Raw genomic sequence first — 26,042 nt, 5'->3', positions numbered from 1 at the left:
CTTCAGCCCCGCCCGCCGCGGGGTCACCAGCGGTAGCCGACCTTCGCGAAATACTGCCGGCCATTGAAACCGAACGGCGAGAAGCTGCTGTAGGCCAGGATGCCGCCCACCGCGTTGGCCGCGATGACGCGGTCCGGGTAGCGGTTGGTCAGGTTGTCGACACCGGCATCGACGCTCCACCCCCCCTGCGCCCAGCCCGCCGACACATCGGCCAGCCAGGCCGGCGAGAAGATCTGGTCGTTGGTGGCGCTGGCCTGGCGCACCTCGTAGCCGCCGTAGCGCGTGGCGGCGATGCGGCCGCTCCAGGCGCCCCAGCGGTGTTCGGCGGCGAGCAGCAGCTTGTCCTTGGGCGAGCTGACGGTGGCGCGGGCCAGCGTCACGCGGTCGATCAGCGTCAGGCCGTTGGCGGTCAGCACGGCCGGGTTGTCGGCCACGCGGCGCACGGTGTTCTTGGTGTAGCCGTAGGCCAGCGTGAAGTCGCTGCGGCCCACCGAGCCCCAGTCCTGTCGCAACGTGCTGACGAGGTCCGCGCCACGCGTGCGCGTGTCCAGCACGTTCGTGAAGTAGCGGCCGGTGCTGACGTTCAGCCCCTGCGCGGCCAGCTGGTTCTTCAGCGCCGTGGGCAGCGAGAGGTTGGCCGACAGCAGGATGCGGTGGTCGATGTCGATCTGGTAGAGGTCCAGCGTCGTCTGCCAGTCGCGCGTGGGCGTCAGCTGCAGGCCGACACTGACGTTGCGCGACTTCTCGGCCTTCAGCGGCGTGTCGCCCAGCGCCTGCGCCGCGGCGGACGGCACGGTGAAGGTGCCGGCCTCGACCAGCGCACCGTTGATGAGGTTGGTGGACGTCGTCGCGAAGTACTGCTGCGCCAGCGACGGCGCGCGGAAGCCCGTCGACAGCGTGCCGCGCAGCGCGACGGCCGGGCTGACGACGTAGCGGCCCGACAGCTTGGCCGCCGTCGCCGAGCCGAAGTCGCTGTAGTGCTCGGCACGCAGCGCGGCCGTGGCGCTGAAGTCCTTCGTCAGCTGGCTTTCGACGTCGGCATAGACCGCCACGTCATGCCGGCTGTGGCTGCCGGCGTCGCTGGGCCGAAAGCCGGGGAAGCCCGACGAGCCGCCGCCGCTGTAGGAGTTGAGCTCGCCGGCGATGACCTCGTAGCGCTCCTGGCGCGCCTCGGCGCCCACCGTCAGCGCGACCGGGTTGGCGAGGCCCCAGTCCAGCTCGCGCGAGGCGTCGACGTTCACGAGCGTCTGCTGGTTGCGCAGGCCGCCGGCGTCGAAGCGCGTCGGGCTGGCCGCACCGAGCGAGTAGTTGGCGGTGTTGGACACGGCGATGTCGAAGCGGTTCTCGCCGTGGTTGAGGCTGACGTCCCACTGCCAGCCGGCCGCCTGGCCGCGCAGGCCCAGCACCAGGCCCAGGTCGCGCGTGCGGCTGTCCTCCAGCGGCAGGAAGCCCTCTGGGTAGAGCGACGCGACGCCGTTGGCCGCTGCCGTGGCCTGCGTGCGCCAGAACGCGGCGCTGGTGGTGTCGCGCTGGTTGACGCTGGCGTTGCCGTACAGCTGCACGCCGCCGGCCAGCTCGAACTGGCCGTTGACCAGCAGCGACTTCTGCGTGCTGTCGGGGTCGCCCAGGCGGTTGTTGACCTGGCCCTTGCGCGGCTCGGCGGCGGCGTCGCGCGTGTCGACGCCGGCGCGGTTGGTGCGCTGCTGGTGGCCGACCTCGGCCGCCAGGCGCAGCCAGCCGCCGCCCAGGTCCAGGCCCAGGCTGGCATCCAGCTGGCCGCGCTGGCCGTCGCCACGGTCGGTGGCGCCGATCTCGGCGCTGACGCTGCCACCCTTGGCGCCCTTCTTCAGCACGATGTTGATGACACCGGCAATCGCGTCCGAGCCGTACTGCGCCGCGGCACCGTCGCGCAGCACTTCGACGTGGTCGATGGCCGAGATCGGGATGGCGTTCAGGTCCGTCGGCGCCGAGCCGCGGCCCTGCGTGCCGTTGATGTTGACAACCGCGCCGGTGTGGCGGCGCTTGCCGTCGACGAGCACCAGCGTCTGGTCTGGCGACAGGCCACGCAGCTGGGCGGGGCGGACGGCGTCGGACGCATCGGTGAGCGACGGGCGCGGGAAGTTCAGTGACGGCAGCAGCTGCGCCAGCGCCGCGGCCAGCTCGGTCGTGCCGGCACGCTGCAGGTCGGCCGCGCTGATGACGTCCACCGGCGACTCGGACTGCGCCAGCGTGCGGTCCACGCGGCGCGTGCCGGTGACGACGACCTGCTGCAGCGTGACGGGTTCGGTGGTCTGCGCTGCGGCGGGCAGCACGGCGACTGCGGCGGCCAGCGCCAGCAGGCGGGGTGCGAAGGGAATGGAACGGAGACGATGGAAGATCATGAACGGCAGGCAGAACGCGAATTAGGACGCGTCAGCTTGCGTGTTTGATCTAAGGCCGGCAAAGAATCAAAACGACCCTCGTCATTCGGAATCCGGATTTGCCGCAAGCGTCAGAACTCGTCGCACATGTCCTGCCGTGTCGGCAGCGGCTCGTGGCGGCCGAACACCCACGCGTCGCCTTCGCGGTGACCGCGCAGCACGCGGGCGTGAGAGCCGCCGAACGTGCGGTCATCACAGGCGTGGAACGAGGTCCACGTGACCGTGTAGTGCACGGTGATTCCGAAGTCCGACACGTCGACCGCCGTGACCGCGACGTTGGCGAGCTGCGCCAGTTCGTCGAACTCGACGACGCTGAGGTCCAGCGCGGCATCGAGGTCGCCGCGCTTCACGCATTCGTCGACGTACCGGTGCAGGTCTTCGCCCGGTGCGGATGGCGTCACACGGATGCGGTGCGTCAGGGCGTGCACAGGAACGGCCGGCCCGGCTTGGCCACGACCTGCGGCGCGGGCTGCAACGGCGAGGCCAGCGCCGGCAGGCTGGTGGCGATGGCCTGGCGCGTCGCGTCGTCCAGCTCGCGTTGCAACGTCACGGTGTTCTGGCGGCCAAGCACGAAGTTGCCGATGTACACCGCGCGGCCGGAGCGCGCCTCGAAGGCCTGGTTCCGGCCGGCAAAGTCCGTGGGCGAAAAAGCGCTGTAGACATAGTGGCCCGGCGGCGCGTCGAAAGCGAAGTAGCGCGTCGGCGCCGGCGTGGCCGGTACGGTGGCCTCGAGGCGGTCGTACCGGAAGCAGCCGCCCGTGATGGCCTGCGCGCCGATGTCGTAGCGGTCCAGCGTCACACCGAAACGGGGATAGCTCCACGCACCAGCGACCGTCACGCCATAGACGACGACGGCACGGCCGGGAGGCACCTCACCGCCGTCGTGCGGCCGCACGCTGTTGACGACGCAGCCGGACAGCGTGACCGTCAGTGCGAGAAGCAAGAACCGCATGCGGCCGGCCGACTCAGCTCAGCACGACCCGCGCGAACTTGCGCTTGCCAACCTGCAGCACATGCTCGCCGGCGTCGAGCTTCAGCCCCTTGTCCGACAGCACCTCGCCCGAGCGGCGCACGCCGCCCTGCTCGATCATGCGCAGGCCCTCGCCGGTGGACGCGACGAGGCCGGCGGCCTTCAGCAGTTGGGCCAGGCCCATCGGCGCACCGCTCAGCTCCACGGTCGGGATGTCGTCCGGGATGCCGCCCTTGGCGCGGTTGTTGAAGTCGGCCTCGGCGGCGTCCGCCGCCGAGGCGCTGTGGAAGCGCGCGGTGATCTCCTTGGCCAGCGCGACCTTGGCGTCCTTCGGGTTGCGCCCGGCCGCGATCTCGGCCTTCAGCGCAGCGATGTCGGCGATGGACTTGAACGACAGCAGCTCGTACCACTTCCACATCTGCACATCGCTGATCGACAGGATCTTGGCGAACATCGTGTTCGGGGCTTCCGTGATGCCGATGTAGTTGTTCTTGGACTTGGACATCTTGTCGACGCCGTCCAGGCCTTCGAGCAGCGGCATCGTCAGGATGCACTGCGGCTCCTGGCCGTACTCCTGCTGCAGGTGGCGGCCCATCAGCAGGTTGAACTTCTGGTCCGTGCCGCCCAGCTCCAGGTCGGCCTTCAGCGCCACCGAGTCGTAGCCCTGCATCAGCGGGTAGAGGAACTCGTGCACCGAGATCGGCGTCTGCGCCGCGAAGCGCTTCGTGAAGTCGTCGCGCTCCATCATGCGGGCCACGGTGTACTTGGCCGCCAGCTGGATCAGGCCAGCCGCCCCCAGTGGCTCGCTCCACTCGGAGTTGTAGCGGATCTCGGTGCGCGCCGGGTCCAGCACCAGCTTGGCCTGGGCGTAGTAGGTTTCGGCGTTGGCCTGGATCTGCTCCTTGGTCAGCGGCGGGCGCGTCGCGTTGCGGCCCGACGGGTCACCGATCAGCGACGTGAAGTCACCGATCAGGAAGATGACCTGGTGACCCAGGTCCTGCAGCTGGCGCATCTTGTTCAAGACAACCGTGTGACCGACGTGGATGTCGGGCGCCGTCGGGTCCAGGCCCAGCTTGATGCGCAGCGGCACGCCGGTGGCAGCCGAACGTGCCAGCTTCTTCGTCCACTCCGCCTCGGGCAGCAGTTCCTCCACGCCGCGGCGGGTGATGGCCAGCGCCTCCAGGACGGCGTCGGTGATGGGAAATTGGGCAGCGTCGGACATGGCGGATCGCCAGCGGCTTGGCAGCTGGACGAATTTGTTAAGTTATTGATCTATCGGGGTTAACCGGCATGCCGGGTAGGCAGGAGCCGGTAGAATTCACCCCTTCGAGCCGGGGGTGTTGTTTCAACACAACCGACATGGATTTTAAGGGCAGCCCCGCCATCACCCGGCGCTGCTCTTCGCGTGGAACCGGCCAGGCCGGGATTGCCCCAGCGACAACCCCGGGAAGCCGAGCGTGACCGCAGTCCAGAAACGCCTACAGCAAGTCAAAACAGTCATCAACAGCGCGGAGGCCTTCGCCGCCCGTCATCCGCGCACGCTGACCGCCTCGGTCGTGGGCCTGCTGAGCTGCTTCGCCGTGACCGCCTTCGGCATCGCGCCGCTGGCCCCAGACGCCGCGACGCTGCCCAAGCGCACGCTGGTCGAGACACTGGAGACGCCCAGTATCGAAGCGCAGCTGGATGAGCTGGCAGCCACGCGCATCGGCCTGAGCCGCGCCGAGGCCACCCGCTCCAGCGACACGCCCGACAGCCTGCTCAAGCGCGCCGGTGCCTTCGACCCGGCAGCTGCCGCCTTCCTGCGCAGCGACCCGCTGGCCCGCCGCGTGCTGCAGGGCCGCGCCGGCAAGATGGTCCACGTGACGGCCGACGCCTCCGGGCAGGTGCAGAAGATCGTCGTGCGCTTCCCGGCCGAGAAGGTGGAGCAGCAGCAAAGTCATTTCACCCGCCTGACCATCGAGCGCGACGGTGCCGGCTTCACCGCCCGCACCGAACAGGCGCCGCTGCAGGCCCAGGTGGCCCTCGGCAGCGGCACCATCCGCACCTCGCTGTTCGCCGCCACCGACGACGCCAACATCCCCGACGCCATCGCCTCGCAGATGGCCGACATGTTCTCCGACGACGTCGACTTCCACCGCGAACTGCGCAAGGGTGACCGCTTCAGCATCGTCTACGAGACGCTGACCGCCGACGGCGAGCCGGTTCAGTGGGACGGCGGCGCCGGCCGACTGCTGGCCGGCGAGTTCACGAACAACGGCCACACCTACTCGGCGGTCTATTTCAAGGACAGCGCCACCGGCAAGGCCAGCTTCTACGGCTTCGACGGCCAGAGCAAGCGCCGCGCCTTCCTGGCAAGCCCGGTGGAGTTCTCGCGCATCACCAGCGGCTTCGCGATGCGTTTCCACCCCATCCTGAACACCTGGCGCCAGCACAACGGCGTGGACTACGGCGCGCCGACCGGCACGGCCGTGCGCTCGGTGGGCGACGGCACGGTCGAGATGGCCGGCTGGCAGAACGGCTTCGGCAACGTCGTCAAGATCCACCACAGCGGCGACCGCGAGACCGTCTACGCCCACCTGAGCAAGATCGATGTGAAGAAGGGCCAACGCATCGAGCAGGGCCAGCGCGTCGGCGCCGTCGGCATGACCGGCTGGGCCACCGGTCCGCACCTGCACTTCGAGTTCCACGCCGGTGGCCGGCTGATGGACCCACGCGTCATCGCGCGCGCCTCCGAGGCGGTGGCACTGCCCGGCTACGCCAGGGCGCAGTTCCAGGCCACGGTCGCCAGCGTGAAGACGCAGCTGGCCGTCGCGGAAACGATGGATGGCGTCTCTGGCGCCGAGTAAGCCCCATCGGCTCTACATCGGGCTGATGTCGGGCACGTCGCTCGACGGCATCGACGGCGTTCTCTTCGATGCGGCCTCGCTGGCCGTCACGGGCCACGTGCATGCGCCCTTCGCCCCGGCGCTGCGCGATGAACTGCTCGCGCTGAACGCGCCGGGCGACAACGAACTGCACCGCGCGGCGCTGGCCGCCAACGCCGTCGCCCGCGGCTATGCCGACGTCGTGTCGCAGTTGCTGGAAGCCACCGGCACGCGGCGCAGCCAGATCACCGCCATCGGCGCCCACGGCCAGACCGTGCGCCACCGCCCCGACGGCCTCGACGGCTACACGACGCAACTGCTGAACGGCGCGCTGCTTGCCGAGCAGGCCGGCATCGATGTGGTTTGCGACCTGCGCAGCCGCGACGTCGCCGCCGGCGGCCAGGGCGCGCCGCTGGTGCCGGCCTTCCACCGCGCCATCTTCGGCACGTCGGACACCGACGTGGCCGTGCTGAACCTCGGCGGCATCGCCAACCTGAGCCTGCTGTTCGCCGATGGCCGCACCGGCGGCTTCGACACCGGCCCGGCCAACTGCCTGATGGACGGCTGGACGGCCGTCCACCTCGGCGAAGCCTTCGACGCCGACGGCACCTGGGCCGCGACCGGCCACGTGCTGCCGGAACTGCTGGCCGTGCTGCAGGCCGAGCCCTTCTTCGCGCTGCCGCCGCCCAAGAGCACGGGGCGGGATCTCTTTCATCTCGACTGGCTGCAGGCACGGCTCACGCCCGGTCAGCGGCCGCAGGACGTGCAGGCGACGCTGCTGGAGCTGAGCGCCCGCAGCATCGCGGATTCGCTCAAGCACCAGATGCCGCAAGCCCGCACGCTGATCGCCTGCGGCGGCGGCGCTCGCAACGGTCGGCTGATGCAGCGCCTGTCCGAACTGCTGCCGGGTGTCGAGGTCGAGTCCAGCGCCACGCGCAACCTCCCCGTCGACCAGGTGGAAGCCGCCGCCTTCGCCTGGCTGGCGCATCGCTTTGTCGAGCGCCAGCCAGGCAACCTGCCGGCCGTCACCGGCGCAGCAGGCCCGCGGCTGCTGGGCGCGCTCTACCCGGCCTAGGCTTCGCCGCCGGGCTCCGCGCCACTGCGGCCGGGCCCCGCGCGGCTGTCCTGCGGCGCCAGCTGCCAGAAGATGCCGGCCGAGGCGATGGTGATCAACGCCATGCAGCCGAAGGTGGCCCGGAAGGCCGGCAGTGCCTGGGCCTCGCCGCTGCCGAAGACCTCCGTGAAGGCGGCCAGCACGGCGCCTGCCGCCGCGACGCCCATGCCCATTGCCAGCATCTGCACCATCGACAGCAGGCTGTTGCCGCTGCTGGCCGTCTCGGGCTCGAGGTCCTTCAGCGTCAGCGTGTTCATCGCCGTGAACTGCATGGAATTGACGGCGCCCAGCACGGCCAGTTGCAGGATGCGCAGCACCAGCGGCTGGTCGGGCGCGGCGAACACGAAGCTGGCCATCGCCAGGCCGACGAGGCCCGTGTTGACGACGAGCACGCGGCGGTAGCCGTGGCGGGTGATCAGCGGTGTCGTCACGCGCTTCACCGACATGCTGGCGATGGCGACCGGCAGCATCATCATGCCCGCCTGGGCGGGCGAGTAGCCCATCGTCACCTGCAGCAGCAGCGGGATCAGGAAGGGCATGCACGAACTGCCCAGGCGCGAGAACAGGTTGCCCAGCAGCCCGATGCGCAGCGAGCCGACGTGGAAGAGCTGGGGCGAGAACAGCGGGTCGGGCCGCCGCAGCGCGTGCAGCCAGTAGGCCGTCAGGCTGGCCAGGCCGAAGATCATCAGCACCAACACCGCGGCCTGACGCAGGCCCAGGCCCGACAGGCCGTCCAGCGCCAGCGAGATCGCGACCATGCCGAAGGCCAGCAACAGATAGCCGGCCAGGTCGAAGCGAGCCACCGTGGTCACCGGCGGCTTGGGCATGTAGCGCAGCGTGGCCAGCGCGCCCACGATGCCGACCGGCACGTTGATCAGGAAGATCCAGTGCCAGGTGACCACCTCGACCAGCCAGCCGCCCAGCGTCGGGCCGATCAGCGGGCCGATCAAACCGGGGATGGCGACGAAGCTCATCGCCTGCAGGAAGCGCTCGCGCGGGAAGGTCTTCAGCACGACGAGACGCCCGACGGGCAGCAGCAACGCGCCGCCCGCACCCTGCACGACACGCGCGGCCACCAGGCCGCTCAGGCTGGGCGACAGCGCACACAGCACCGAGCCGATGACGAACAGGACGATGGCGCCGACATAGACCCGCCGCGTGCCGAACCTGTCGGCCATCCAGCCCGAGGCCGGGATCAGCATCGCCATCGTCAGCGAGTAGGCGACGACCACCGACTGCATGCGCAGCGGACTCTCGCCCAGGCTGCTTGCCATGGCTGGCAACGCGGTGTTGACGATGGTGGCGTCCAGCGTCTGCATGAAGAAGCCGACGGCGACCAGCCACAGCAGGATGCGCAGCGACTGCTCCTGCCGCGGGCCGGTGGGGAGGGGCGACGTGGTGGTCATGGCCGACAAATGCAAAAAGCCGCCCGAAGGCGGCTTTGTCAGAACGAGGGCGCTGGCACGCTCAGACCGAGAAGCTCGATCCGCAGCCACAGGTCGTCGTGGCGTTCGGGTTCTTGATGACGAACTGCGCGCCCTGCAGGTCTTCCTTGTAGTCGATCTCGGCGCCCATCAGGTACTGCAGGCTCATCGAGTCGATCAGCAGCGTCACGCCGTTCTTCTGCATCTGCGTGTCGTCGTCATTGACGGCCTCGTCAAACGTGAAGCCGTACTGGAAGCCGGAGCAACCGCCGCCCTGCACGAACACGCGCAGCTTCAGGTCCGGGTTGCCTTCCTCGGCCACCAGGTCGCGCACCTTGTCGGCGGCGCTGTCGGTGAAGACCAGGGGCACGGGGATGTCGGTGGGGGTATCAAGCACGGCGCTCATGGCGGGCTCCTGTGAATCTGTACGGAAACGAATGTGGGGATTGTCGGCGCAAATACAAAAGGCCGCACGGAGCGGCCTTTTTGACAGGCCCGGCCGCATGGAGCGGCCGGTGCCGGGTCGAGCAGCGATTAACGCTTGCTGAACTGCTTCCTGCGGCGAGCGCCGTGCAGACCGACCTTCTTACGCTCGACTTCACGCGCGTCACGCGTGACGAAGCCGGCGCGGCTCAGTTCGGGCTTCAGGGTCGCGTCGTAGTCGATCAGCGCACGGGTGATGCCCAGGCGCAGCGCACCGGCTTGGCCGGATTCGCCGCCACCGTGCACGTTGACCTTGATGTCGAACGCTTCACCGTTGTTCGTCAGCAGCAGGGGCTGCTTGGCGATCATGATGGACGTCTGACGACCGAAGTAAGCGTCGATGGTCTTGCCGTTGACGATGATCTGGCCCGTGCCTTTCTTGATGAAGACGCGAGCGACCGACGACTTGCGGCGGCCAGTGCCGTAATTCCAGTTTCCGATCATGGCCGTTCCTTAGATCTCGAGAGCCTTGGGCTGCTGGGCGGTGTGCGGGTGCGTGGGACCTGCATAGACCTTCAGCTTCTTGACCATGGCGTAGCCGAGCGGGCCCTTGGGCAGCATGCCCTTGACGGCCTTCTCCAGCGCGCGGCCGGGGTGCTTGGCTTGCATGTCCTTGAACTTCGTGGCGTAGATGCCGCCAGGGAAGCCCGAATGACGGTAGTACACCTTGTCGGTGGCCTTGTTGCCGGTGACGCGGAGTTTGTCGGCGTTGACGATGACGATGAAATCACCCGTGTCGACGTGAGGCGTGTAGATGGCCTTGTGCTTGCCGCGCAAACGGAGTGCCACTTCGCTGGCAACACGTCCGAGCACCTTGTCGGTGGCGTCAATCACAAACCACTCGTGCGTCACTTCGGCCGGCTTGGCGCTGAAGGTCTTCATGAGAGTAGCTTTCGCTGTACCGGTCCCTCGAAGAGGAAGCCGGCGATGCATGGCTGAATATGTTCCGGCCTCGGTGCTGCTTTTCAAGCGCAGCCTCTCGACACGGTTCTTTCCCGCAGCCTTTTGACGGAAAAGCCCACGAGTGTAGCAGCGAAGCCCCTGGTTTGAAAGGCCCCTGCGCGTTACGCTTGCCTGCCAAACCGGCCACCATGCCACGCAAACCCGAATCCGTCCCCGCAGCTCCTCCTGCCGAACCCGTCACCGGCTGGGACGAGGTGCTGTCGGCGTTCGGCCCGGACCCGAACCCGGCGCCACCGCCCTCCCCTTCCACCGAGCCCACGGACGGCCCGCTCGCCACGGCCCGGGCGGCGCTCGAGCGGCTGTCGACCTGGGTGCCGATCCGCTCGCTGGCCCGCCGTCACCGCCGCCGCATGATCGAGCACCTGCTGGCAATGGACGCGCATGACCGCTACCTGCGCTTCGGCTATGCGGCTTCGGACGAGCAGATCCACAAGTACGCCCTCGGCATCGACTTCGCCCGCGACGAGGTGCTGGGCATCTTCAACCGCCGCCTGCAACTGGTGGCGCTGGCCCATCTTGCATACGGCGATCCGGTGCCCGGCGACCCGACCCGCACGATGGCCGAGTTCGGTGTCTCGGTGCTGCCGGAGTCGCGCGGCCGCGGCCTGGGCCGGCGGCTGTTCGAGACCGCCGCGCTGCACGCCCGCAACCGCGGCATCGACACCCTGTTCATCCACGCGCTGAGCGAGAACCGCCCGATGCTGAGCATCGCGACCGCCGCTGGCGCCATCGTCGAGCGCGACGGCAGCGAGTCCGCGGCCTACCTGCGCCTGCCGCCGGACTCGTTCGGCTCCCAGGTCGAGCAGGCTCTGGAACGCCACCTGGGCGAACTGGACTTCCAGTTCAAGCGCCAGGCCCAGGTCATCAGCGACTTCGTCGACAGCGTGGCGGAGGTCAAGGCGCATTTCGACTCGTCCGGCCGGGCCGCCAAGGAGTAACCGCCCAGTCGGAGGCCCCTCATACTGGGGGAATCGGGAATACCGATGAATCGGCTGTCACTTGATTGCGCTACATTGAACTCCCAATGCGCCGCAAGTCCGTCGGCGACGACGCCGAACTCCCCGAGGGACATGCCGTACGCCATCTACTGGATCGCCGCGCTGGCTGTTTGCGTGCTGGGCCTGGCCATCAGCCTGGTCTGGGCGCTGCGTCGCCCGGCGTATGCCAACAAAGGCCTGCCAGGTGAGTGGTCGCTGACTGCCCGGCCGGTGTTCACGAGCGATGAGCGCCGCGTCTTCCGCCTGCTGCGCGAGGCCCTGCCCCATCACGTCGTGCTGTCCAAGCTGCCGCTGGTGCGTTTCTGCCAGCCGACCGAGGCCAAGGAAGTGCGCTACTGGTTCGACCTGCTGGGCACCTCGCACGTGACGTTCGCCGTCTGCAGCCCCAACGGCCGCGTGCTGGCCGCCATCGACCTGGAAGGCGAACGGGGCGTCACGCCGCGCAGCCTGCAGATCAAGCACGCGGTGCTGTCGGCCTGCCGCGTGCGCTACCTGCGCTGCGGGATGGACCATCTGCCCAGCGTCGCCGAGCTGCAGCTACTCGTGCCCCAGGGCAGCAACCCGCGCGGCCCTCTGCCCGCACCGGCCGCGACATCCAGCCTGCCACGGCGCCGCGCAAGCATCGGCATGAGCATGAATACGGGCGAAGACGAATTCGGCAGCGACTGGGGTCAGTTCTCGCAGCCGCTGCCGCTGTGGCAGGACGCCAGCGTCTTCGGCAACGGTGGCGGCGGCAGCGAGCCCTACCCCGAACCGCGTCAGCCGCGCCACATGCAGACCCAGCCCATGCACATGCCGCAGCGCCGCCAACCCCAGCGCAGCCTGGACACGGCGCGCTACAACCCGCGCAGCCTGCCGGTGCTGGACGATGCCGATGAAGAAGCCATGATGGACGACATCGTGGGTGTCGTCGTCGACGCGCCGCGCTACGCCACCGAGCGCCCGCGCCGCCGCTGAAGGGGCCCCGCACCTCGACCGGCGACACTCGCCGGATGCACCACGCGACCCCAGACCTCAGCTTCGGCGACCTGACGCCGGAGTTCATGCTAGATGCCCTCGACGCTGCCGGCCTGCGCGCCGACGGCCGCATGCTGCAGTTGAACTCGTTCGAGAACCGCGTGCTGCAGGTGCACCTGGAAGACAGCCGCAACGGCAGCAACGTCGGCGTCGCCAAGTTCTACCGGCCGGCGCGCTGGAGCGATGCTCAGATCCTCGAAGAGCACGCCTTCGCCGCCGAACTGGCCGCAGCCGAGGTGCCCGTCGCCGCGCCATGGGTGCTGAACGGCGGCTCGACCTTGTTCCACTACCAGGGCCAGCGCCTGGCCGTCACGCCGCGCCAGGGCGGGCGCGGACCGGAGCTGGAAGACCCCGAGGTGCTGCGCTGGATCGGCCGGCTGCTGGCGCGGCTGCACGGCGTGGGCCGGCAACGACCGTTTGCCGAGCGCCTGTCCTGGGCCAGCGCCGCGCCGGCCCAGGCCGCACGCGACTGGCTCATCGGGCACGAGGCCATCCCGCCCGAGATCGCCCCGGGCTGGGACGACACCGTGCGCCGCGCCATCGACGCCATCCAGGCCGCCTTCGACAGCCTGCCCGACCTGCAGCTGACCCGGCTGCACGGCGACTGCCACCCCGGCAACATCCTGTGGACGCCCGACCGCGGGCCGCATTTCGTGGACCTCGACGACGCCGTCATGGGCCCGGTCGTGCAGGACCTGTGGATGCTGCTGCCGGGCGAGCCCGACGCCGCCCGCCGCCAGCTCAACGCCGTGCTGGACGGTTACGAGCAGATCGCCGAGTTCGACGACCGCGAGTTGCGCCTCATCGAGCCGCTACGCACGATGCGCATGATCCACCACAGCGCCTGGCTGGCTCGCCGCTGGGGCGACCCGGCCTTCCCGGTCGCGTTCCCGTGGTTCGGCACGCCCAACTACTGGATGGATCAGGTCGCGCTGCTGCGCGAACAACTGGAGGCCATGCGGCCCAAGGACGTGCCGCCGACGCTGGTGCGGGATGACGACTTCGTCGACTTCGACGGCGACGGGTTTGCCTGATTCCTAGCCAGGCTTCACGGGCGCCAGCAGGTTGGCGTCGCGGGCGATGACCCAGCGGCCGGCAACCTTCTTCAACACCGTCAGCGTGTGGCCGGCACGTTCGAGGGCTGCGCCGCCCGGCGGCGTGACGATGATGCGCAGCCGCGTCCACATGAAGGCCCAGTCGCCAACGACCTGGATCTCCTGGATGTCGCTGTCGCCGGCGATCTCCGGCCCGCCGGGCTGGGCCTGAGCGCGAGACAGGGTCTCGAACTCGGCCTTGTGCATGGGCGGCCGGCCCGGCGCCAGGAACACGACGTCGTCCGCCACCAGGCCCAGCACGGTGTCCACGTCGCCCGATTGGGACGCCGCCATCCACGTGGACACCGTCTCGCGGATGGCCGTCTCGTCACTGCTGATCATCGAAAACTCCTTGGCTTACTGGCTGGATCGCGGGCGCGACGATGCCCGTACCGCTCGCGTCAGGCGACGTCGGATGCTAGCGGCCGACGCAGGCCGATAGGTGGAAAATACTGGATATACATACAGTATTGTGATCTCATCCCAGCTCCGCATCCCTCCCCCGCCACACGCCTTTGATCGCTTTCCGGCCATGCAGTCCGTCCTTGCCGCCTCCGTCGCCAGCCCCCACCTGGCTCCATCGTTGCTGAAGCTGCCACCCGGGCAGCCGTCCCTCGAAGCCCAGTTGCAGGGCCGGCTGTGGCGCGGCAGCAGCTTCAGCACCACGGCCGACCCGACGCTGCCCAGCGGCTTCGCGACGCTGGATGCCGAGCTGCCCGGCGGCGGCTGGCCGCTGCGGGCCGTCACCGAGTTGCTGACGCCGCAAGCCGGCGTGTTGGAGTGGCGGCTGCTCGCGCCGGCGCTGCGCAACTGGTGGGCTAGTCAGGCGCTGCCGCCTGCCGCCGGCACGGGCCGCCGCGCTCGTGCCGAACCGGCGCTGCGTTCGCTGCTGCTCATCAACCCGCCCCACACGCCCCATCTGCCAGGCCTGCAGGCGCTGGGCCTGCCGCCGTCGGCACTGGTCTGGGTCAGCGCGGCCACGCCGGATCAAGCGCTGTGGGCGGCCGAACAGGCCATCAAGTCGCGCGTGGCCGTGCTGGCGTGGCTGCCCGAGGCACGGCCGGAGCAGATCCGGCGCCTGCAGGTCAACGCGCTGGCGTCGGACGCGCCCGCCTTCCTCGTGCGACCGGAGCGCGCGGGCCAACAGTCCTCGGCCGCGCCGCTGCGCCTCGTCGTGAAGCCTGGTGACGACTGGGAGCTGGACGTGCACCTGCTCAAGCGACGCGGGCCCGCGCACGAGGGCTGGCTGGCGCTGCCGGCCGTGCCCGGCGCGGTCGAGCCGCTGCTGACGGCCGCCCGGCGCAAGCCCCAGCCGGCACCGGCACCAGTGCCTGCCCCCGCCCCGACACCGGTCAGCACGCCAACGGAGCGCGACCATGCGCTGGCTCGCCCTGTGCTGCAGGCCTGATGCCCCGGCCGGCGACATCGACGCCCTGGCCTGGCTGGCGCTGAGCTTCACGCCACGCGTTGCCCGGCTGGAGGAGGCGGTCGTCGCGGAGGTGTCGGCCAGCCTGCGGCTGTTCCGCGGCGCCCGCGCGCTGCGGCTGCGGCTGCAGGCGCAGGCCGATGAGGCCGGCCTCGCGCTGGGCGCCAGCGCCTGGGCGCCGACGGCGCTGGCCGCACTCGCGCTGGCGCGCTGCCCCGAGCCACCCCGGCGAGGTGCCTTGAGCGAACGCCTGGACGCGCTGCCACTGCTGGCGCTGACCGCTGCCCTGGCCCACCACGCCATGCTGGCCCGCCTGGGCTGCACGTGCCTGGGCGAGCTGCGCCGCCTGCCGCGCGCGGCGCTGGCCAGACGCTTCGGCCCGGCGCTGCTGACTGCGCTTGACCAGGCCTACGGCGACCGACCCGAAGTACACGACTGGCTGACGCTGCCCGACCGCTTCGACGCGCGGCTGGAGCTGCCCTGGCGCGTCGAGCATGCGCCCGTGCTGCTGCACTTCGCCGAGACGCTGCTGCGCCAGCTCTGCGCCTTCCTGGCCGCCCGCCACGCTGGCGTGCGGGCGCTGCGCCTGGCCTGGCAGCACGACGCGATGCGCGCCCGCGACGTGGCCGACGGCGGCGAGCTGACCGTCGCCACGGCCGACACGACGCGCGACCTGCCCCGCCTGACGCGGCTGCTGGCCGAGCACCTGGCCCGCACGACGCTGGCCGCGCCAGCCGGCGAGATCACGCTCAGCGCCGACACCGTGCTGCCGCTGCAGGAACTGAGCGCCGGCCTGCTGCCCGGCCACACCGACCCGCAGGAGCGCACGACGACCCACGCGCTGCTGGAGCGGCTGTCGGTGCGGCTGGGCGCCGCCCGCGTGCGCGAGGGCCGGCTGCACGAAGACCACCGGCTGGACCGCATGCAGCGCTGGCTGGCGTGGCCGTCGTCCGCACAGTCGCCCGCCGTACGCCGCCCGCCGGGGCCGCAGCCCACCTGGCTCGTCGAGCCGCCGCTGCCGCTGCGCTGCGACGCGCGCGAGCAGCCGATGTACTGCGGCCCGCTGACACGCATCAGCGGGCCGCATCGCGTCGAAGCTGGCTGGTGGGAAGGCCCCGCCGAGCTGCAGACGCGCGACTATTTCGTCTACCGCAGCGCGGCGCGCGGGCTGCTGTGGATCTATCACGAGCGGCTGTCGGTCACCGAGTCCGCGGCGTCGGGCTGGTTCCTGCAGGGGGTGTTTGCATGAGTCCCCCACAGTCGAACCGTGACGAACATTTGCACGAGCTGCGCCAACTTGGCTTTGCATCGGATGCCGACCTGCGGCGCGTGGCCGACGCGCAGTCGCCCATCGCCACGCCGCGCGGCCCGGCCCGCCCGGGCGAGCCGCCGCCGCGCGAGCTGCCGCGCTACGCCGAGCTGCACTGCCTGACGGCATTCAGCTTCCTGCGCGGCGCGTCCGAGCCGCAGGAGCTGGTGGAGCGCGCCATCGTGCAGGGCTACGAGGCGCTGGCCATCACCGACGAGTGCTCGCTGGCCGGCGTCGTGCGCGCGCACAAGCAACTGCGTGAGATGCGCGAGGCGGCGCACCACGCGCTGAAGGAGGCGGCCAAGGAGGCCGGCGATCCCGTCGAGGACATCGAGCAGCCCCAGTTGCTGAAGCTGCTGATCGGCAGCGAATTCCTCGTCCGCGACGACGCGGGCACGCCGCGCTTCAAGCTCGTGCTGATCGCGCAGAACCTGAACGGCTACGGCAACCTCAGCCAGTTCATCACGCGGCTGCGGCGGGCCAGCCCGGTCAAGGGCGAGTACACACTGCACTGGCGGCAGATCGCACCGGAGAAGCTGGCCGACTGCCTGGTGCTGCTCGTGCTGCCGCGCGAGGCGAGCGACGCCGAGCTGACCACGCCCGCGCACTGGGCGCTGCGCCACTTCGCCGGCCGCGCATGGCTGGCCGTCGAGCTGCTGCGCGAGGCCAGCGACGCGCTGTGGTTGCAGCGGCTGCAGGCGCTGTCCGACGAGACGGCGCTGCCGCTGGTCGCCGCCGGCGACGTGCACTTCCACGTGCGCTCGCGCAAGGCGCTGCAGGACGTGATGACCGCCACGCGGCTGGGCCGCACGGTGGCCGAGTGCGGCTTCGACCTGCAGCCCAACGCCGAGCGGCACCTGCGCAGCCGCTATCGCATCTCGCAGCTCTGCCCGCCGGAACTGATGCGCGAGACGCTGCGGGTCGCGGCACGCTGCACGTTCAGCCTGAACGAGATCAGCTACCAGTACCCGAGCGAAGTCGGGCCTGCTGGCGTGACGCCCCGCCAGCGCCTGCGCAACCTGACCTACGCCGGGGCCGAAAAACGCTGGCCATGGAACGAGAAGGGCGTAGGTGGCGTCCCTGACAAGTGGAAGCACCGCATCGAGCACGAGCTCGAACTGATCGAAGACCTCGGCTACGAGCACTACTTCCTGACCGTGGCGGAGATCGTGGATTTCGCGCGGGGCGAGAAGATCCTCTGCCAGGGCCGCGGCTCCGCGGCCAACAGCATCGTCTGCTACTGCCTGCACGTCACGTCGGTGGACCCGGATCGCTCGACGCTACTGTTCGAGCGCTTCATCAGCCGCGAGCGCAACGAGCCGCCGGACATCGACGTCGACTTCGAGCACGAACGCCGCGAGGAGGTCATCCAGCATCTCTACAAAAAGTACGGACGCGAGCGCGCCGCGCTGACGGCCGTCGTCATCTGCTACCGGCCCAAGAGCGCGATCCGCGACGTCGGCAAGGCGCTGGGCTTCAGCGAAGAACAGCTCGACATCATGAGCAAGGACCACAGCGGTTGGCCCGGCCAGGTGCTGCCGGAGGACCACCGCACCGCGCTGCTGCAGCAGCTCGGCATGGCCGACGACGACCCGCGCCTGCAGCAGCTCATCACGCTGGGCCGCCAGCTCAACGGCCTGCCGCGGCACCTGTCACAGCATGTCGGCGGCTTCGTGCTGACGCAGGGGCTGCTGGAGCGCCTGGTGCCCATCGAGAACGCGACGATGGAGGACCGCAGCGTCATCGAGTGGGACAAGGACGACATCGACGAGCTGAAGATGATGAAGGTCGACGTGCTGGCGCTGGGCATGCTCACGGCGATCAAGAAGTGCTTCGACCTCGTCAACCCGATGCGCGGCACGGATATCGACCTGACCATCCCCGACAACGACGAAGCCACCTACGACATGATCTGCAAGGCCGACACCATCGGCGTGTTCCAGATCGAGTCGCGCGCGCAGATGTCCATGCTGCCGCGGCTGCAGCCGCGCACCTACTACGACCTCGTGGTCGAGGTCGCCATCGTGCGGCCGGGGCCCATCGAGGGCGGCATGGTGCACCCCTATCTGAAGAACCGCGCGCTGCCGGAAGACCAGGTGGAGTACCCCAGCGAGGCGCTGAAGGAAGCCCTCTGGCGCACCCGCGGCGTGCCCATCTTCCAGGAGCAGGTGATGCAGATCGCGATGATCGCCGCCGGCTTTTCCGCGGGCGAGGCCGACGAGCTGCGCCGCGCCATGGCCGCCTGGAAGCGCCCCGGCGTGCTCGACAAGTACTACGACAAGGTCGTCAGCGGCATGCGCCGCAACGGCTACGAAGACGCCTTCGCCGAAAGCATCTTCCGGCAGATCAAGGGCTTCTCCAGCTACGGCTTCCCCGAGAGCCACGCCGCCAGCTTCGCGCTGCTGACCTACGTCAGCTCCTGGCTCAAATGCCACGAGCCCGCGGCCTTCCTGTGCGCGCTGCTGAACTCGCAGCCGCTGGGCTTCTACACGCCCAGCCAACTGGTGCAGGACGCGCGCCGGCACCAGGTCGAGGTGCGGTCCATCGACGTCAACCACAGCGGCCACGACAGCACGCTCGAACCCCGTGACGGCGAGCATCAACCCGCGGTACGCCTGGGCCTGCGCCTCGTCAGCGGGCTGGGTAAGGAGGCGGCCCTGCGCATCGAGTCGGCCCGCGCCCAGAGCCCTTTCATTCACTCGCAAGACCTCGCCTTCCGCGCCCGCCTCACGCAGGCCGACATGCAGCACCTCGCCGCCGCCGATGCGCTGACCAGCCTTGCCGGCCACCGCCGTCAGCAGGTCTGGCAGGCCTCGGCGCTGCACGCGATGCCGGCGCTGCTGCAAGGCAGCCTGCTGCCCGAGGACGATCTCGAACTGCCCGCCGCCGCCGAGGGCGAGGAAGTGCTGTGGGACTACGCCGCCACCGGCCTCACGCTGCGCCGCCACCCGCTGGCGCTGCTGCGCCCGCGCCTGGCCAAGGACGGCCTGCTGAGCGCCCGCCAACTGGACGCCGTCAAGAGCGGCCGCCGCGCCAAGGCTTGCGGCATCGTCACCGGCCGGCAAAAACCGCAGACCGCCAAGGGCACGCTCTTCGTCACGCTGGAAGACGAGACCGGCAACGTGCAGGTCATCGTCTGGCCCAAGGTCTACGAAGAACACCGCTCGACGATCCTGGGCGCGCGGCTGCTGGCGGTGGAAGGGGTCTGGCAGCGCGGAGATGGCGACGTGCGCCACCTACTGGCGCAGCGCTTTACAAATCTCAACCCGCTGCTGGGCAGATTGCCGACGGAGAGCCGGGACTTTCGGTGACGTCCGACATCGTTGCGGTTCCGGGTGTAAGTTGCGGCCGGGTCGCCGCGACCCACCAGCCATCCCGATCGCGAAAGCCCTCTCATGCTGATCCGAGTCCCCGCCCTCCACGAACCGCTTCCCAGCGAGATCACCCCGCGCCACGCCTACCTGAACCGCCGCAGCGCGCTGGCCGGCCTGGGCGCGGTTGCCGCCTCTCCGCTGGCGCTGGCCCAGCCCGTCGCGCCTGGCGGCGGCAAGCTGCCCAAGCTGGCGGGCGCGCGCTCGGCGGTGGCCGGCGCCTTCGTGATGGACAAGCCGACGAGCTACGCCGACGCGACCTCGTACAACAACTTCTACGAGTTCGGCACCGACAAGGCCGATCCCGCTTCCTACGCCCACACGCTGAAGACGCGGCCCTGGACGGTCAGCATCGAGGGCGAATGCGCCAAGCCCGGCCGCTTCGACATCGAGGCGCTGCTCAAGCTCAGCGCCATGGAGGAACGCCTGTACCGCCTGCGCTGCGTCGAGGGCTGGAGCATGGTGATCCCCTGGATGGGCTATTCGCTGTCGGAACTGCTCAAGCAGGCCCAGCCCACCTCCAAGGCCAAGTACGTCGAGTTCACGAGCCTGGCCGACAAGGCGCAGATGCCCGGCGTGCGCTCCGGCGTGCTGGACTGGCCCTACGTCGAAGGTCTGCGCATCGACGAAGCCATGCACCCGCTGGCGATGCTGGTGTTCGGCATGTACGGCGAGGTGCTGCCCAACCAGAACGGCGCGCCGCTGCGCGTGGCGCTGCCGTGGAAGTACGGCTTCAAGTCGGCCAAGAGCATCGTCAAGATCCGCTTCACCGAGAAGGAGCCCGTCTCCAGCTGGACGAAAGCCGCCCAGCAGGAATACGGCTTCTATTCCAACGTGAACCCCAATGTGCCCCACCCGCGCTGGAGCCAGGCCACCGAGCGCCGCATCGGCGAGGACGGGCTGTTCGCCAGGAAGCGCCCGACGCTGATGTTCAACGGCTACGAGGCCCAGGTCGGGCAGCTCTATGCCGGCATGGACCTGAAGAAGAACTACTGACCCGATGAAGCGTCTGCTGACGAATGCGCTGCAGGACAAGCGCCGGGCCGCCCCAAGCTTGGCCGCTCCCCTTGGGGGACGGACGATGCGCAGCATCGTCCAAGGGGCCTTGCTGAATGGCGCAGCCAAGCCCCTGCTGTTCCTGGCGTGTCTGCTGCCGCTGGCCTGGCTGGTCTACGCGGCAGCCACCAATCAACTCGGCGCAAACCCTGCCGAGGCGCTGATCCGCCGGCTCGGCGACTGGACGCTGCGCGGCCTGTGGCTGACGCTGGCGATCACGCCGCTGCGCGAGCTGGCCGGCCTGGCCGCGCTGGCGCGATTCCGCCGCATGCTGGGCGTGTTCAGTTTCGTCTACGCCAGCCTGCACCTGCTGGCCTACGGCTGGCTGGACATGGGGCTGGAGGTGGGCGACATCGCCGCCGACATCGCCAAGCGGCCCTTCATCCTGATGGGCTTCACCGCCTGGGCGCTGATGCTGCCGCTGGCGGCCACCAGCTTCAACCGCGCCATCAAGGCCCTGAGCGCCAGGCGCTGGCAGGCCCTGCACAAGACCGTCTACGCCGTCTCGGTCATTGCGCTGCTGCACTTCATCTGGATGCGCGCCGGCAAGCACAACTTCGCCGAGCCGGCCGTCTACGGCGTGATCCTTGCCGCGCTGCTGGGGTGGCGGGTCTACCGGCGGATCACCCGGAAATAGCCCCGGCTGGGATAATCCGCGGCTTTGCCCCGGCTGCCCATGCCCAACACCCTTTCCTTCGACGTTGCCATCCTCGGCGGCGGCCCCGCGGGCTGCAGCGCCGCGTCGTGGCTCGCTCAGCTGGGGCTGTCGACGCTGCTGGTCGAGCGCGAGCCGCAGCTGTGCGCCGCGCTGCGCGGGCTGGACTTCCGCCAGGATTGGGTGCTGGGCCAGCCCGCCGCTGCGCTGACGGACCTGGCGCTGAACTACGCGAATCAGGTCCAGGCCACACCCGGCATCGCGCTGCGCCTGCGCAGCACGGCCGAATCGGCCCGTCACGCCGCCGGCGCCTGGACGCTGCAGCTGGCCAGCGGCGAACACGTGCACGCCCGCGCGCTGCTGGTCGCCACCGGCCTAAGGCTGCTGCGCCCGGCACGCTACTTCGCCGTGCCGCACCCGCGCGTGCTGGACGCCACCGCGCTGACCCAGCGCCGCGACGCGCTGCCCGCCGGGCGCGTGCTGGTGCTGGGCGCCGGCGACAACGCAGCCGAGAACGCGCTGTTCCTGGCCGACCGCGGCAGCGACGTGACGCTGTGGGCGCGCGGCAGCTGGCGCGCACAGGTCCACCTCATCAACCGCGTCGAGTCCCATCCGCGCATCCAGCTGCGCCTGGCCACGCCGCTGCCCGACGGGCTGCGTGCCGACGACGCCGGCGTCACGGTGGGCGACGAACGCTTCGACCTCGTCGCCGCGCTGCTGGGCTTCGAGCCCGAGCCGTCCGCCTTCGGCCTGCTGAGCGAGCACGACCGCCCGCACGCCTTCGTCGCCGGCGACGCCAGCGGCCGCTGGCACCCCTGTGTGCAGACGGCGCTGGCCGACGGCGTGCAGGCCGCCAAGCTCATCGAGCAGGCGCTGCGCCCGGAAGCCGCCGCAGCCGCTCCGCAGCGCTTCAACAACCGCCAGGTCATCCACCTGCAGGGCCTGCGCTTCAAGGCCAACCTGGGCATCCTGGACTTCGAGCGCGACGGCCCGCAGCCCATCCAGGTGGACGCCGAAGTCAACCTCGGCGCGCTGCCCATCGTCGCGCGCGACGCCGATATCGGCCGCGTGCTGGACTACCGCCGCATCCGCGCCGCCATCATCGACGAGTGCACCACCGAGCACACCGACCTCGTCGAGGCGCTGGTGGGCAAGCTCAGCAACCGCCTGATGAGCCTGACCGGCGTCGTCGGCGTGCGCGTGAAGCTGACCAAGCTCGAAATCTTCCCGGACTGCGAAGTCGCAGTCAGCTCCGAAACCGGAATCTGGTGACCCACCATGTCTGAAGTCCTCGATCTCGACCAAGCCGCCGCCGACAAGAAGGCAGCCCACGAAATCAACAAGCTGTCCAAGCGCCTGCACCGCCAGGTGGGCCAGGCCATCACCGACTTCAACATGATCGAAGACGGCGACAAGGTCATGGTCTGCCTGTCCGGTGGCAAGGACAGCTACGCGATGCTGGACATCCTGCTGAACCTGCAGCAGCGCGCGCCGATCAAGTTCAGCCTCGTCGCCGTCAACCTCGACCAGAAGCAGCCCGGCTTCCCCGAGGACGTACTGCCCACCTACCTGAAGAGCCGCGGCGTCGACTTCCACATCGAGAACCAGGACACATACAGCATCGTCAAGAAGCTGGTGCCCGAGGGCAAGACGACCTGCAGCCTGTGCTCGCGCCTGCGCCGCGGCATCCTGTACCGCGTGGCCGGCGAGCTGGGCGCGACGAAGATCGCGCTGGGCCACCACCGCGACGACATGGTCACGACACTGTTCCTGAACATGTTCTTCGGCAGCCGCATGAAGGGCATGCCGCCCAAGCTGGTCAGCGACGACGGCAAGAACGTCGTCATCCGCCCGCTGGCCTACGTGAAGGAGCCTGACCTCGTGCGCTGGGCCGAGCACCGCGAGTTCCCGATCATTCCTTGCAACCTCTGCGGCAGCCAGGAGAACCTGCAGCGTGTGCAGGTCAAGGCCATGATCAACGAGTGGGAGAAGCGCTACCCCGGCCGCATCGACAACATCTTCACGGCCATGGGCAACATCGTGACCTCGCACATGATGGACAAGAAGCTGTTCCCGTTCGAGACGATGAAGGCCACCGGCGTGGCCGACGCCGGCGGCGACATCGCCTTCGACGATGACGAATCTTGCGCGACGCCGTCCACCACCGGCGCGGTGATCACACTGCAACGCTGATTTACACGAGGGCAATCCGGCGCGGTCAGAATGCGGCAATCGACATGATGGAGATGCCGCCATGAACCGCCGCCTGATCCTCACCGCCCTCGCCGCCGCCTCGGCCGCGGCCATCACCGGCTGTGCCGGGCCCTACACCGTGTCCGCCGACGTTTCCAGTTATGGCAACTGGCCGGCGGGCCGCCAACCCGGCACCTACGCGTTCGACCGCCTGCCCTCGCAGCAGCAGAACGACGAGGCCGCCAAGCGCCAGACGGCGCTGGAAGACGCGGTGAAGTCCGCGCTGGAGAAGGCCGGCTTCAAGCCCGCCGCCGACGCCAAGACCGCCGACGTGCTCGTCACGCTGGGCGCCCGCGTGACCGCCTACGACCCCGTGCCCTGGGACGACCCGCTGTGGTGGCGCTGGCGCGGCCGCCTGCTGTATCCGCGCTACGGCTACGTCGGCGCCGGCCCCTGGGGCTGGCGCCAGGACCCGTTCTTCGACCGCCGCTACGACCGCGCCGTGGCCGTGCTGATGCGCGACCGCGTCAGCGGCGAAGCGCTGTACGAGTCGCACGCCAGCAACGAGGGTTTGTCGTCGAGCGACGCGCTGCTGCAGCCGCTGTTCGACGCCTCGCTCGCCGAATTCCCCAAGGTCGAGCCGAAATCGCACCGCGTGGCCGTGCAAGCCGTGCGCTAAAACGCACGGACCTGCTCGGGGCGCGACGCCCGCCTGCCCATAATCGCGACTTCGTCGAAACGTAGTCGCAAGGCAGGCATGGCGCTGAACATCGTGATCATGGCGGCGGGCAAGGGCACCCGCATGAAGTCCGCAACGCCCAAGGTGTTGCACAAGCTCGCGGGCCGCTCACTGCTGGCCCACGTGCTGAAGAGCGGCGAGCCGCTGCAAGCCGCCGCGCGCATCGTCATCACCGGCCACGGCGCCGAGCAGGTCGAGGCAGCCGTCGCCGCGCCGGGCATCTCCTTCGTGCGCCAGATGCCCCAGCTGGGTACCGGCCACGCCATCCAGCAAGTCGTGCCGGCCCTCGTCGGCGAAGGCACCACCCTCATCCTGAACGGCGACGTGCCCCTCATCGAGACGGCCACCGCCAAGGCCCTCATCGATGCCTGCGCCGGCCATGCGCTGGTGCTGCTGACGGTGGACCTGTTCGACCCCACCGGCTACGGCCGCATCATCCGCAACAAGGACGACGGCGGCGTGCTGGCCATCGTCGAACACAAGGACGCCACACCCGAGCAGCGCCTCATTCACGAGGGCTACAGCGGCATGATGGCCGCGCCGACGGCGTCGCTGAAGCGCTGGGTGGGACAACTGAACAACAACAACGCCCAGGGCGAGTACTACCTGACCGACATCGTCGCGATGGCCGTCGCCGAGGGCCTGCCGGTGCTGGGCATCAAGGCCAGCAGCGAGACCGAGGTGCTGGGCGTCAACGACCCCGTGCAACTCGCACAGCTGGAGCGCGCTTTTCAGGCCCAGCAGGCCGAGGACCTGATGCGCGCCGGCGTGCGCCTGGCCGACCCGGCCCGGTTCGACCTGCGCGGCACGCTGACGCACGGCCAGGACTGCGAGATCGACGTGAACTGCGTGTTCGAAGGCGACGTGCAGTTGGGCGACAACGTACGCATCGGCGCCAACTGCGTGATCCGCAACGTGAAGATCGCGTCCGGCGCCCGCATCCACGAGTTCACCCACATCGATGGCGAGGCGCTGGGCGCCAGCGTCGGCGAGGGCGCGTTGATCGGCCCGTTCGCCCGCCTGCGCCCCGGCGCGCAGCTCGGCAACGAGGTCCACATCGGCAACTTCGTCGAGGTAAAGAACTCCACGCTGGCCCACGGCGCCAAGGCCAACCACCTGGCCTACCTGGGCGACGCGACGGTCGGCGAGCGCGTCAACTACGGCGCCGGCAGCATCACGGCCAACTACGACGGCGCCAACAAACACCGCACGACCATCGGCAACGACGTGCACGTGGGTTCCAACTGCGTGCTGGTGGCCCCGGTCACGCTGGGCGACGGCGCGACGATCGGCGGCGGCTCCACCATCACCAAGGACGTGGCGCCCGGCAACCTCGCCGTGGCGCGCGGCAAACAGGTGGCGCTGAACGGCTGGACCCGTCCGACGAAGAAGCGTTGAATAGTGACTTAGTTCCGGCGATTGCCTCCCGCCGCCCCGGTTGAGGGGGCGTCCGCCGGACCGGCCCGCCGTTAGGATGGCTTCACGCACGAACACCGCAGTCCCCATGGCCCACGAACTCGACTTTGCCGCGCTCTCGCTGGATGACGCCGTCCCGGCCGACCTGGGTGCATTCGAGGCCATCCAGGCCCGCGAAGAAGCCAACGCCCGCCATCGCGCGCTGGAGCTGAAGGCGCAGGCCTGCGACAACGCCGCCGAAGCCTGCTACTACCTGGCCCGCAGCCTGGGCGCCGCGCGCGACCTGCCGCAGGACGGCGAAGCCAGCCTGGAACTGCTGTTCCAGCTGATCGGCGCGCTGGCCGACCTGCCCACCGACATCGCCACCGCGCCGCTGCCCGAGATCGAAGGCGGCCGCGACGATGGCATCACCGAACTCTGCCTGCAGCTCGAAGCTGCCCGTGAAGTGACGGAAGAAGCGCTGATCGACGCCGAGCTGGCGCCGGCCCGCAGCCAGTTCTGCCACTGAGCTGAACCCGCTCACGAAAAAG

General features: G+C 69.6%; 24 protein-coding genes and 1 pseudogene. 16 read left to right on the top strand and 9 right to left on the bottom strand.

Annotated features, from left to right (window positions below):
• Window positions 1-23: 23 nt before the first annotated feature.
• From ACG04R_RS19580 to tyrS, 4 genes are all read right to left on the bottom strand, one after another.
• Window positions 24-2,381: a TonB-dependent receptor plug domain-containing protein gene (locus tag ACG04R_RS19580; protein WP_394414688.1), complete on the bottom strand. Its 2,358-nt coding sequence runs from the start codon at window positions 2,379-2,381 to the stop codon at window positions 24-26.
• 110 nt (window positions 2,382-2,491) lie between these two features.
• Window positions 2,492-2,821, bottom strand: a complete 330-nt coding sequence (locus ACG04R_RS19575) for a hypothetical protein (protein WP_394414685.1) — start codon at window positions 2,819-2,821, stop codon at window positions 2,492-2,494.
• Window positions 2,822-2,835: 14 nt separating this feature from the next.
• Window positions 2,836-3,372, bottom strand: a complete 537-nt coding sequence (locus tag ACG04R_RS19570) for a hypothetical protein (protein WP_394414682.1) — start codon at window positions 3,370-3,372, stop codon at window positions 2,836-2,838.
• 13 nt (window positions 3,373-3,385) lie between these two features.
• The gene (tyrS, locus tag ACG04R_RS19565) at window positions 3,386-4,612 is read right to left on the bottom strand and encodes a tyrosine--tRNA ligase (protein WP_394414679.1); all 1,227 of its coding nucleotides are present in this window, start codon (window positions 4,610-4,612) and stop codon (window positions 3,386-3,388) included.
• A 235-nt stretch (window positions 4,613-4,847) separates the two neighbouring features.
• Here tyrS and ACG04R_RS19560 point away from each other — a divergent pair, with 235 nt between their 5' ends.
• Together ACG04R_RS19560 and ACG04R_RS19555 are read left to right on the top strand one after the other, a co-directional pair.
• Window positions 4,848-6,236 (top strand): M23 family metallopeptidase, encoded by a 1,389-nt coding sequence (locus ACG04R_RS19560; protein ID WP_394414677.1) that lies wholly within the window; start codon window positions 4,848-4,850, stop codon window positions 6,234-6,236.
• Entirely contained in the window at window positions 6,214-7,329 is a 1,116-nt protein-coding gene (locus tag ACG04R_RS19555; protein ID WP_394414674.1) for an anhydro-N-acetylmuramic acid kinase, read from the top strand. Before ACG04R_RS19560 ends, ACG04R_RS19555 begins: the two co-directional genes overlap by 23 nt.
• On the opposite strand, the gene mdtD is transcribed toward ACG04R_RS19555, so the two are convergent.
• From mdtD to rplM, 4 genes are all read right to left on the bottom strand, one after another.
• Window positions 7,326-8,774 carry a multidrug transporter subunit MdtD gene (gene mdtD, locus ACG04R_RS19550; RefSeq protein ID WP_394414671.1) on the bottom strand — a complete coding sequence of 483 codons (1,449 nt, stop codon included), beginning with the start codon at window positions 8,772-8,774 and terminating at the stop codon, window positions 7,326-7,328. The genes ACG04R_RS19555 and mdtD overlap by 4 nt on opposite strands.
• A 61-nt stretch (window positions 8,775-8,835) precedes the next feature.
• Window positions 8,836-9,198: an iron-sulfur cluster insertion protein ErpA gene (erpA, locus tag ACG04R_RS19545; RefSeq protein WP_268167289.1), complete on the bottom strand. Its 363-nt coding sequence runs from the start codon at window positions 9,196-9,198 to the stop codon at window positions 8,836-8,838.
• A gap of 128 nt (window positions 9,199-9,326) precedes the next feature.
• Window positions 9,327-9,719, bottom strand: a complete 393-nt coding sequence (gene rpsI, locus ACG04R_RS19540; protein ID WP_394414668.1) for a 30S ribosomal protein S9 — start codon at window positions 9,717-9,719, stop codon at window positions 9,327-9,329.
• Window positions 9,720-9,728: 9 nt separating this feature from the next.
• Window positions 9,729-10,157, bottom strand: coding sequence for a 50S ribosomal protein L13 (gene rplM, locus ACG04R_RS19535; protein ID WP_088482271.1), 429 nt, complete (start codon window positions 10,155-10,157; stop codon window positions 9,729-9,731).
• A 209-nt stretch (window positions 10,158-10,366) separates the two neighbouring features.
• Between rplM and ACG04R_RS19530 the strand changes: the two genes are divergently transcribed.
• The 3 genes from ACG04R_RS19530 (at window position 10,367) to ACG04R_RS19520 (ending at window position 13,287) form a co-directional block, all read left to right on the top strand.
• Entirely contained in the window at window positions 10,367-11,176 is an 810-nt protein-coding gene (locus ACG04R_RS19530; RefSeq protein WP_394414665.1) for a GNAT family N-acetyltransferase, read from the top strand.
• Between the two features lie 132 nt (window positions 11,177-11,308).
• Entirely contained in the window at window positions 11,309-12,193 is an 885-nt protein-coding gene (locus ACG04R_RS19525) for a DUF2726 domain-containing protein (RefSeq protein ID WP_394414662.1), read from the top strand.
• A 35-nt stretch (window positions 12,194-12,228) separates the two neighbouring features.
• Entirely contained in the window at window positions 12,229-13,287 is a 1,059-nt protein-coding gene (locus tag ACG04R_RS19520) for a serine/threonine protein kinase (protein WP_394414659.1), read from the top strand.
• 3 nt (window positions 13,288-13,290) lie between these two features.
• Here the strand turns inward: ACG04R_RS19520 and ACG04R_RS19515 are convergent, their stop codons facing one another.
• Window positions 13,291-13,689, bottom strand: coding sequence for a YybH family protein (locus ACG04R_RS19515; protein ID WP_394414656.1), 399 nt, complete (start codon window positions 13,687-13,689; stop codon window positions 13,291-13,293).
• Between the two features lie 190 nt (window positions 13,690-13,879).
• Between ACG04R_RS19515 and ACG04R_RS19510 the strand changes: the two genes are divergently transcribed.
• The 11 genes and pseudogenes from ACG04R_RS19510 (at window position 13,880) to ACG04R_RS19460 (ending at window position 26,020) form a co-directional block, all read left to right on the top strand.
• The gene (locus tag ACG04R_RS19510) at window positions 13,880-14,755 is read left to right on the top strand and encodes a recombinase RecA (RefSeq protein WP_394414653.1); all 876 of its coding nucleotides are present in this window, start codon (window positions 13,880-13,882) and stop codon (window positions 14,753-14,755) included.
• The gene (locus ACG04R_RS19505) at window positions 14,724-16,022 is read left to right on the top strand and encodes a DNA polymerase Y subunit UmuC family protein (protein ID WP_394414650.1); all 1,299 of its coding nucleotides are present in this window, start codon (window positions 14,724-14,726) and stop codon (window positions 16,020-16,022) included. The genes ACG04R_RS19510 and ACG04R_RS19505 overlap by 32 nt, the downstream gene beginning before the upstream one ends.
• Entirely contained in the window at window positions 16,019-19,393 is a 3,375-nt protein-coding gene (locus tag ACG04R_RS19500) for an error-prone DNA polymerase (RefSeq protein ID WP_394414647.1), read from the top strand. The genes ACG04R_RS19505 and ACG04R_RS19500 overlap by 4 nt, the downstream gene beginning before the upstream one ends.
• A gap of 84 nt (window positions 19,394-19,477) precedes the next feature.
• Window positions 19,478-20,449: a protein-methionine-sulfoxide reductase catalytic subunit MsrP gene (gene msrP / locus ACG04R_RS19495; RefSeq protein WP_394414644.1), complete on the top strand. Its 972-nt coding sequence runs from the start codon at window positions 19,478-19,480 to the stop codon at window positions 20,447-20,449.
• An 85-nt stretch (window positions 20,450-20,534) separates the two neighbouring features.
• Window positions 20,535-21,146 carry a protein-methionine-sulfoxide reductase heme-binding subunit MsrQ gene (locus ACG04R_RS19490; RefSeq protein ID WP_394414641.1) on the top strand — a complete coding sequence of 204 codons (612 nt, stop codon included), beginning with the start codon at window positions 20,535-20,537 and terminating at the stop codon, window positions 21,144-21,146.
• A 39-nt stretch (window positions 21,147-21,185) separates the two neighbouring features.
• Window positions 21,186-21,725: pseudogene (locus tag ACG04R_RS19485) on the top strand (NAD(P)/FAD-dependent oxidoreductase); the annotation flags it as partial.
• A 312-nt stretch (window positions 21,726-22,037) separates the two neighbouring features.
• The gene (locus ACG04R_RS19480; protein WP_394415000.1) at window positions 22,038-22,436 is read left to right on the top strand and encodes a dihydroneopterin aldolase; all 399 of its coding nucleotides are present in this window, start codon (window positions 22,038-22,040) and stop codon (window positions 22,434-22,436) included.
• Between the two features lie 6 nt (window positions 22,437-22,442).
• On the top strand, window positions 22,443-23,357 hold the full coding sequence (ttcA, locus tag ACG04R_RS19475; protein WP_394414638.1) for a tRNA 2-thiocytidine(32) synthetase TtcA: 915 nt from the start codon (window positions 22,443-22,445) through the stop codon (window positions 23,355-23,357).
• A 61-nt stretch (window positions 23,358-23,418) separates the two neighbouring features.
• Entirely contained in the window at window positions 23,419-24,036 is a 618-nt protein-coding gene (locus ACG04R_RS19470) for a DUF4136 domain-containing protein (RefSeq protein ID WP_394414634.1), read from the top strand.
• A gap of 78 nt (window positions 24,037-24,114) precedes the next feature.
• A complete protein-coding gene (glmU, locus tag ACG04R_RS19465; RefSeq protein WP_394414631.1) occupies window positions 24,115-25,494 on the top strand; it encodes a bifunctional UDP-N-acetylglucosamine diphosphorylase/glucosamine-1-phosphate N-acetyltransferase GlmU in 1,380 nt (459 codons plus the stop codon).
• A gap of 106 nt (window positions 25,495-25,600) precedes the next feature.
• Window positions 25,601-26,020, top strand: a complete 420-nt coding sequence (locus tag ACG04R_RS19460) for a hypothetical protein (RefSeq protein ID WP_394414628.1) — start codon at window positions 25,601-25,603, stop codon at window positions 26,018-26,020.
• The last annotated feature ends 22 nt before the right edge of the window (window positions 26,021-26,042 follow it).

This window comes from Pelomonas candidula (assembly GCF_043555985.1).
GTDB classification, from domain to species: domain Bacteria; phylum Pseudomonadota; class Gammaproteobacteria; order Burkholderiales; family Burkholderiaceae_C; genus Pelomonas; species Pelomonas candidula.
The sequence above is the reverse complement of the archived record's forward strand: the minus strand, read 5'-3'. Positions and strand labels throughout refer to the sequence as shown.